Genomic DNA, 1,180 nt, shown 5'->3' with positions numbered 1-1,180 from the left:
GCGGATAAATTACAATCCTTTGCTGTGATATTTTTCTATCCTTTGCGCGGATACAATAGGCACAGACTAACGGATAAAATGCAGGCGGTCTATCGGGGCGCGGTCTTTGGGCTGCCCGTAGGGCTGCCCCCTTTCCCCACTGCCCCGCAGGGGCTGGGGGCGGTGTGTCAGATGGGGGCCGTTCCCCCCCCTTTGGGGGGCTAGATATGGCTGTTTTGCCTCCGGCTTCGCTTCGCTCACCCGGTTATCCACAGCCCTGCCCTGGTAGAAGAAAAGGTAGAAGAAAGGTAGAAGCGAAAAACAACCCTTTTTTCCTTTGTAAATCAATGGCTTGCAAAGGGGGGGCGCGACGCAACCCCGATAAAGCGCGACGCAACCCCGATAAAGCGCGACGCAACCCCGATGCAGGCGCGACGCAACCCCGATAAAGCGCGATACAAAAAGCCCGCACTAGGCGGGCTTGGTGGTAATTCGCTGCGCTGGTCAGTGGAACGGGATGCCGCTGTACTCCATCCAGATCACCAATGGCCATTCTTCGCCCTGCTCCGGCTCGATGGCGACGGTATCGAAACGCCCGCCCGAGTAGATCAGGCAACGCTTGCCAATCAGCCTGCCCGCGTCTTGGTAGCCGTGTCTTGCCAGCGTCCCGGCACGCCCCATCAGCAGAAATGGCCTGTTTGGGTCTGGGTTGTCTGGATCGCCAATCACTCGTTAGATGCCAGATTTGGCGTTGCGTATGCTCACAGAAAATCGATAGCCGCAAGACTGTTTTTGGCAACTCATAGCCACTACAATTTCTCCTTCATACCGTAGAGGAGATTGCGCGTGAAGAACTGGATATTTCTGGCTGTTGCAATCTTTGGCGAGGTCATCGCAACTTCCGCACTGAAGTCTAGCCATGGATTCACTAGGTTAGTTCCTTCCGTTGTAGTTGTGGCTGGCTACGGGCTTGCGTTCTATTTCTTGTCTCTCGCGGTCAAGTCCATTCCGGTCGGTATTGCTTACGCTGTATGGGCTGGGCTTGGCATCGTGCTTGTGGCAGCTATTGCTTGGATTTTCCATGGCCAAAAACTAGACTTCTGGGCGTTCATTGGCATGGGACTTATTGTCAGTGGCGTCGCCGTTCTAAACCTGCTATCCAAGGTCAGCGCACATTGACCGGGTTGGCATCTAACAATTC

The 1,180-nt window shown here is 54.8% G+C and carries 2 protein-coding genes; one reads left to right on the top strand and one right to left on the bottom strand.

The genetic code is table 11. The annotated features are described in order from the left end of the window. Positions 1–483: 483 nt before the first annotated feature. A complete protein-coding gene (locus GHO03_RS24505) occupies positions 484–660 on the bottom strand; it encodes a hypothetical protein (protein ID WP_153400691.1) in 177 nt (58 codons plus the stop codon). Between the two features lie 165 nt (positions 661–825). On the opposite strand from GHO03_RS24505, the gene qac reads away from it, so the two are divergent. Continuing rightward, a complete protein-coding gene (gene qac, locus GHO03_RS24500; protein WP_319382236.1) occupies positions 826–1,158 on the top strand; it encodes a quaternary ammonium compound efflux SMR transporter QacL in 333 nt (110 codons plus the stop codon). The last annotated feature ends 22 nt before the right edge of the window (positions 1,159–1,180 follow it).

Source organism: Pseudomonas sp. FSL R10-1339 (genome assembly GCF_009600545.1).
Lineage (GTDB): Bacteria > Pseudomonadota > Gammaproteobacteria > Pseudomonadales > Pseudomonadaceae > Aquipseudomonas > Aquipseudomonas bubulae.
Note: the sequence above shows the minus strand (reverse complement) of the source record. Positions and strands in the feature narration are given on the sequence as shown.